Raw genomic sequence first — 7,704 nt, 5'->3', positions numbered from 1 at the left:
GGCGCTTGATCTTCTCATCCAGGCTCGCCCGCCGCTGCTCATGCGCCGTCGGGCGGTCTGACCGAGCCACAGGCTCTGGCGCTGCAGTTGCGTGCACTACCGAGCCGGCGTCGCCTGGTCCAGACACGTCGCGCCGATCTCCAAGAGTCGGCCAGGTGCAGGCTGACAGCGAACGCCTCGGATGAGAGGAATGTCGATAGTCTCTGCGGTATGAGGTCTCTCGATGAACTCTTCGCCATCGCTGAAGGGCTGCGAACCGACATCTCGAACGAAGCGGTGGGCCAAGCAGAGGTCCCCGAGCGCCTTGTCGTGGTGTCCGATGGGACGGCCGCTGTTCTCCATTCCGAGGGGCTTGAGACCTACGAAAGTGGCGTGATCGCCTTCGTCAACGATTCCGGCGTCCCGTTCGTCGAGCAGGCAGATCATCTCATCGACCGTGCTGCCAGCCTCAAACCTCAAGCCGTTCTACTCGCTGGATCAGCTCTCGTTGGGCGCCCTGAGAAGGGGTTTCGCCGCATCCTAGCCGTCCAGATGTTCTCAGGGCGGCCGGAGATCCGGACGGCGTGGGTCTCCGAAATCACCGATGACGACGGCTTGATCAATTCAGTCGGCCCATGGCGGGAGACCAAGGCAGGCCCTCCGATTTGGGCCGAGGAGATCCTGTCACGAGCTGGCTGGTAGGTGGATCGCGGCGGCTCGGTCTTACCGGAGCCGTGTTAGGCCCGGGAGCCCTGGCGCTCTGAGAATGTCGCCCCTCCCCTGTACTCGGCGACCTCCGGCGGTGATGTCACGCGGCGCGGTGGCCAGCAGCTCCCGCGGCCGACAGGAGATGACCCCGCACCCGGTACACGCCCCGGCGACCTCACCGTCCGTGCCCACGTACACGGTCAGCACCCCGTCGTCGTCCTGCTCGGCGTTGAGCACCCGAAGGCTGTCCAGCCCAAGAAGGCATGTCGCAATATGATGATCCATGTGCCTGCGGTGATGAGATGGCTCGTTTTGGTCGACAAGCATGATCTCAAAGCCACAGGCACCCTCGCACCTTGATCACCAGCACGTCGCGTTGCGTTACATCAACTCGTAACATTGAGTGATCGCCTAGATACGGCATCCATCGAAGTGCGGGGAGCCAGATTCTCGCCGCTCGCTGAATCGATGCGTAGATGTACAAGCCCATCATTGAATGTCCCTAGATTTCCGCCGCGCCACCCTGATCACCAGACCAGTCAGCAGCGCCGACCAGGTCTCCCAGCCCTGAACCACGCACCATTGGTGGGACTCGCTGATCTCAGGGGCGTTCTCGTTTGGCACAGTTCGTAGAAAGTGCCTGACGGTCACATGTCCAGGCGAGCACCGGACGCGACGCGCAGGTGACGGCTCCCACCGGCCCGGGCCAGCTCCTCTGGAACTCGGCGCAGCACCAGAACATGCACGCTGTGCAGCCGCTCGGGCTCGTCTGGATCGTTCATGAGCCCTCGCCCACGAGGTACGGCCGGCACGGGTGAACACCGCACAGTTGCCCGTACCGATGCACCACCCGGCGCGCCGCAGCGACCACGTCGGAGACCGAGACGAACGTAGACCGGCCGCCCGCTGGGCGAGGTACGGCCCGAGCGCGGACAGCACCCCGCAACCGCGCAAACCTACAGCTTCCACGCCGTATCACAATCTTCAAAAGGCTTGCCTCACGCTCCCCGCGCTAAACGCAATGGCATTGCCATCCGCTTAGTCTCGTGATCTTGGAGCGGTCGCGTCGGTCGGGGGTAGCCAGCGCGCGACGTCCTCGTTGTTCGCCTCGGCACCAGGAGTGGCCGATTCGGACTCCTTCACGGAGCAGGGCTTTCCCGTTACTAAAAATGATCTTTACTTTTATGTCAGCTTTATGTCATGATCACGGCGTTTTGCCCATATCTGTTCGAAAGGTTGTGAGTGAACAGACGCCGACCAGCGTCCGGCTTATCCGTCCGGACGCGCTGCCGTGCTGCCCTGATCGCGACCCTGATGCTGCCGCTCTCGCTCATGAGCGCGCCCGCGGGCGCCCAAGCCCCAGCCCCCACACCTCTGACCCTGACCTCCGCAACGACAACACAACCGAAGGCATTTTCGGATCCGGCCCTGAAGGCCGCCTGGGACAAGGCTTCCAAGTCCGGTAAACCCGTCGAAGTGCCCGACCGCTCCACCGAGAGGATGAAGGTCTGGGCGAACCCCGACGGCAAGCATCTGCGCGCCGAGCTGCACACCCGGCCCGTACAGCTCAAGAACCCGGCGAGCGGTGCCTGGGAACCCATCGACACCCATATCGTGGCCCGCGACGGCAATCTGCAGGCGGCGCGTGTCAAGTCGCCGCTGACCTTCGGCGGGCGCGGGTCCAAGCACCTGGTGTCAGCAGAGGGAGAGCAGGGCACCAGCGGCCTGGGGGTGACCCGGGCGCTGCCGGAGCCGAAAATCTCCGGAAACACGGTCACCTACCCCGATGCCGTAGCGCCGGGGGCGGACTTGGTGGTGATCGCCCAGGGCGACGGCTTTGTCTCCCAGGTGGCTTTCCGGCGCAAGCCAGCCAGCCCGGTGACAGTGCGGCTGCCCCTCACGCTCCCCGAGGGCACCGCATTCGGTAAGAGTCCCGAAGGGTTGCCGCAGCTGCAGGACGCCAAGGGTAAGGCGGCGGCGGCTCCGATCGTGCTGACGGCGATGGACGCCAAGGTGGAGGCCTCCCCCGAGCAGGGCAGGACCTCCCGAGTCGACGCGCACGTGGAGACCTCCGGCACGACGTCGGAGCTAGTTTTCACCCCGGATGAGAAGTTCCTGGCCGACCCGGCGGTGACCTACCCGGTGACGATCGCCGCCGCCTCCGAGTGGTTCGGCGGCGGAAAGCCCGACGACGCCTGGGTCAACAAGAACGACCCCTCCAGCAACCACTACGCGGACGGGTGGCTGCGCGCGGGCACCACCTCCACCAGCGCGGACATCGCCCGGGTGTACCTGTGGTACGACCTCAACGCCCCGGAACTGGAGGGGGCCACCGTCGTCGATGCCGATCTGATCATCTGGAACTACAAGTCTGGCGGCCCCAACGGAGCGCTGTGCGGTGATCCGCTGGGGGCGGGCATCGTCGCCCAGCGGGTCACCTCCGACTGGGTGAGCTGGTATTTGGACTGGAACAACCAGCCGACCAGAGCCAGCAGCACCGAAGGGCTCAACCGGGCCGGCTACAACTATGACGCCAGCGGCACCTGGTGCGCCAAGGATGCGGCACTGTGGCATTCGGTGACCACCATGGCCCGCGGCTGGATCGAACAGGGCGTGCCCAACTACGGGATGGTGTTGCGGGCCGCCAGCGAAACCGCGGCGGTCAACTGGCGCCAGTACTACTCCAGCGAGTACAGCGGCAGCCCGTACCCGGGCAACCGTCACCCTCCCACCCTCATGATCGAATACATCCCGGCGGAGGAGTTCGACATCGCCTATGAGCGTGACGGACTTCCTGATGACAACCTGCCGACCTACGAAGAAGTGCTCGCCAACCAGATTCCGCTCAGCGACTCGCCTCCCTCCTACCGGCCCCGCACCATGGCTGAGGTAGCGCAGCTGACCGAATCGAGTACGCAGTCGTTCGAGGTCGATCAGGACTATCTGCCCGACGAAGTGCTACCACCCGACGAGGGCGAGCCGGATTCCAGCCCGCCTACGGTCGCGGCAACGGTACCGGACAAGGACGCGGAGAATGTGCCGGCCGCGACCAAGGTGGTGGCGTTTTTCAACGAGCCCGTGACCGGTGTGCAGATGACTGTCCAGGCTGCCTCAGGCCTGGCCGTTCCCGGCGTCATGACTTCGAACCCGGCAGGTGACATGGTCACCTTCAGTCCCACCCAGCCACTGCCTCCGGCTTCCACCTTCACGGTGAACGTCAGCGACGGCAAGGACGCGGTCGGCAACACGATGGCGGCCTATTCGTGGTCGTTCTCAACGGATGGCGCTCCACCAACGGTCACGACCACGAGCCCGGCCAAGGACGCCACGGATGTGGCACTCAACTCTCAGATCAAAGTCACCTTCAGCGAAAGGGTGTCCGACGTCCAGCTCGCTCTGAAGGACGGTTCCGGAACCGCGCTGGCGGGCACGATGGGAGTCGACGCTACCGGCAAGGTCTGGACTTTCACTCCGACGTCTCATTTGGTGGGGAACGCCACCTACACCGCGGAAGTGAGCAGCGCCAAGGACGCCTCCGGGAACGTGATGGCGCCGCACACCTGGTCATTCGCCACGGTGACGGACCATACGGCGCCCACGGTCACCGAAACAGTTCCCGCCAGGGACGCCGTCGGCGTGGCCTTGACCACGGTGGTCAAGGCCACCTTCAGCGAGCCGGTCTCCGACGCACAGTTCACGCTGAAGGACCCGGCCGGTACGGCGGTCGCCGGGGCGGTGGCGATGGATGCCGCCAACCAGGTGCTCACCTTCACTCCTGCCCAGCCGCTGACCGCAACCACCGTCTATACCGCGGAGGTGGCCGGGGCCAAGGACACCGTCGGCAATGCCATGGCTGAGCCGTATAACTGGTCGTTCACCACCGGCGCGAACGGACCGGCTCCGGTGCCGGGGCTTGTGGCGGCCTATGGCATGGACGAAGGCACCGGCACGACCGTGGGCGACTCCTCCGGGAAGAACAACACCGGGGCGGCCACCCAGACCACTTGGGCGACAGGCAAGTACGGCAAGGCCTTGTCGTTCAACGGCTCCTCCAGCTGGGTCACCGTCCAGGACGCCGCGTCGCTGCGCCTGACGACCGGGATGACGCTTTCAGCCTGGGTCAACCCGACCACAGTGACCGACTGGAGAAGCGTGCTCGCCAAGGAGCTGAGCGCCGAGGGCGTCTCCTACACCCTGGACGCCTCCAACGGCACAGGTCCGGCCGGCTGGGTGCAAACCGACCCTGAAGACTTTTCGACGGTCAGCGGAGCCTCCCCGTTGCCGGTGAACGCCTGGAGCCATTTGGCGCTGACCTACGACGGAGCTGCCCTGCGGTTGTTCGTCAACGGCCAGCAAGTCGCCCGGACCGCTCTGAGCGGCAGCCTCTACGATGACGGCGGCCCGCTGCGGATCGGCGGCAACGATATCTGGGGTGAGTTCTTCAGAGGCCTGATCGACGAGGTGCGCATCTACAACCGCGCCCAGACCGCGGCCGAGATCCAGACCGACATGAACACCCCCGTCGGCTCCACCACACCGGGCCCCAATCCCAGCCCGACGCCGACTCCGACGCCGACTCCGACTCCGACGCCGACGCCGCCGGCGCCGGTTCCTGGGCTGGTGGCGGCCTACGGCATGGAGGAAGGCGCCGGCACGGTGGTCGCCGACTCGTCCGGGAAAAACAACACCGGCACGGCCACGGACACCACATGGGCCGCCCAGGGGAAGTACGGCAAGGCCTTGTCATTCAACGGCGCCTCCAGCTGGGTCACGGTCAACGACGCCCCCTCGCTCCACTTGTCCACCGGCATGACGCTGTCGGCCTGGGTCAAGCCATCTACCGTCACCGACTGGCGCACTGTGGTGATGAAGGAGCTCGTCGGCGCGGACTATATGTCCTACTCTCTGTACGCGTCATCCAACGGCGGTGCTCCATCGGGATGGCTTGCGATGGAGGACCCGGCGCAGGACGCGGATGTTGGGGGTAACACAGCGCTGCCGATCAACACATGGAGTCATCTGGCACTCACCTACGATGGCAGCACAGCTCGGCTGTACGTCAACGGTAGCCAAGTTGGCCAAGTCTCCACCAGAAGCCGCTTCGACCTTGATGGTGGTGCGCTGCGCATCGGCGGCAACAGCGTATGGGGCGAATACTTCCAAGGCGTCATCGACGAGGTCCGCGTCTACAATCTCGCCCAAACCGCGGCTGAGATCCAAACCGACATGAACACCCCCATCGGCGTAGCAGCCCGCAGCACGCAGGCGAGCGCGACCGCCGAGCAGCCCACTCCTGCGATCGGGAAGCTGGCGGTGACAGACACCCGGTCGGCGAACGGAATCACCTCCACCACCGACGCCGCGCCGTCCCTGAGCATCTGGGTCTCGAATCCGCCGGGCAACGAGGCGAAAGTCGAGGTCGAAGTCGCGCACAGACCTGACAAGAACTCGCGCGGAAGACGGCCGATCTGGTCCGGCCAGGCCGCTGCCAGGCCCGGCGGCTCCTCCCGGATCACACTCTCGATACCCAAGGGCCTGCTCAAGCCGGGATCGCAGGCGCGGTGGCGGGCGCGCTCTGTCGTCGGTGACGTCGTAGGCGCATGGACCGACTGGCACAACCAGACCGTCGGCAGTGCGGTCGCAGGGGCTGCTGCTCACGACCGCACGGACACAAGCGCCCAGACAAGCCTGCTCGCCGCTCCGGGGGCCGGCGCGGGCTGGCCATGGCCGACAAAGCCGGACAAGCGGATTACGTTCTCGGACTGCTGGCCGAACAAGATGGCCAACAGCAAGGGGACTCATCCGCACGGCTGGGTGCGGGACTCGTACAACTGGTGCGCCGTTCGCACGGTCGGCAAGACGCGGGTCAGGAAGATGAAGGATCCGTGCGGTTGTAAGTACACGGTCCGCGGCAAGGTGGAATTCCTTTTCAGCGTCGCGGGGCACACCTTCACCGGAGACACGAAGCTCCTCAACAGCAACCCCAACCCCATGGCTGAGAAAGCCTTAGACAGCAGGAACAATGTGGTAAACAGCCGCACGACCCAGGTCTGGGCGCGTGTGGACAACATCAAGGTAAGGGGTAAGGACGGGCCCCTCCTATGGCCGGAGACCTCCAGGCTCGATGTGGACATGGGGTTCTTCGGCAACGGCTGCCAGCAGACCCAGGGCGGTACTCGCCGTGCCACCTTGGCCGAGTGGAGAACCAATCCTCAAGCCTACTTCGAGTACTTCTCGGACAAGAATGCCAGCCGCGGCCCGCACCGGCTGGCCACGTGCGATCTCAGCCCGATGATCGTCGCAGGTAACGGCCCAATGCCGTATGTGCTCCACAAGATGGCCAACATGACGGTGCGCTGCGATACATCGGAGACCCTGACGAAGAGCTATGGCGGATGCGTCTTCGCGGACCACGTCCCCACCTTCAAGGTGAAGCCGGTCTGGGGATTCGACAGCCACGGGAACCCCATCCCGAACGAATCCGCCGCGCTCATCCAGCAGGCGCTCGACAATCCGAACTCGACTTACCCGCACATGCCGAACGGAGGATCGAAGTCCATCCCGGGATCGCGTGCGAAGGGGCCTCTTCACCGCAGCTCCAACGATACGCGAGAAAAAAACAACCGCACACAGTCGAAGAAGTGGTGCGCACAACTGCTCAACGAACCCGACTATCCATGGGAAAGGTCTCCCGACGAGGATTGCGACGAGTTCCCCTTCGCCGCCACTCACGATGGATCGGCCGGCAAATCAGGAGAGGCGATAAATTACAACGTGGCGGTCAAGCTCATCCCGTACAGCCCTAACAGGAGCGTGGGAAGCCTTCTGGGCTGGTTCTACAACCACTATCGAGTGCTCGGCTCGGATCCGGAGACGGGAGCCGACGCCAAGCATGCCTTCGGTAGTTTCTACGTGACCGTAGGGAACTAGGCAGCAGTTCGGCAGAACCACCGGTCGCCGCGAAGCACCATCCGTCGCTTCGCGGCGACCGTCCGTATTCAGACACACGAGATCAAC

3 protein-coding genes are annotated in these 7,704 nt (G+C 64.7%); 2 read left to right on the top strand and 1 reads right to left on the bottom strand.

Translation table 11 applies throughout. The annotated features are described in order from the left end of the window. Nucleotides 1-210 precede the first annotated feature (210 nt). On the top strand, nucleotides 211-681 hold the full coding sequence (locus ACQP1V_RS03525) for a hypothetical protein (protein ID WP_433418739.1): 471 nt from the start codon (nucleotides 211-213) through the stop codon (nucleotides 679-681). 653 nt (nucleotides 682-1,334) lie between these two features. Here ACQP1V_RS03525 and ACQP1V_RS03520 read toward each other — a convergent pair. Continuing rightward, a complete protein-coding gene (locus ACQP1V_RS03520) occupies nucleotides 1,335-1,469 on the bottom strand; it encodes a hypothetical protein (protein WP_433418737.1) in 135 nt (44 codons plus the stop codon). Between the two features lie 532 nt (nucleotides 1,470-2,001). Here ACQP1V_RS03520 and ACQP1V_RS03515 point away from each other — a divergent pair. Next, a complete protein-coding gene (locus tag ACQP1V_RS03515) occupies nucleotides 2,002-7,617 on the top strand; it encodes a LamG-like jellyroll fold domain-containing protein (protein ID WP_433418735.1) in 5,616 nt (1,871 codons plus the stop codon). Nucleotides 7,618-7,704 lie beyond the last annotated feature (87 nt).

Origin of the sequence: Microtetraspora malaysiensis (assembly GCF_050947145.1) — a bacterium.
Classification (GTDB): Bacteria; Actinomycetota; Actinomycetes; order Streptosporangiales; family Streptosporangiaceae; genus Microtetraspora_A; species Microtetraspora_A malaysiensis.
The sequence above is the reverse complement of the archived record's forward strand: the minus strand, read 5'-3'. Positions and strand labels throughout refer to the sequence as shown.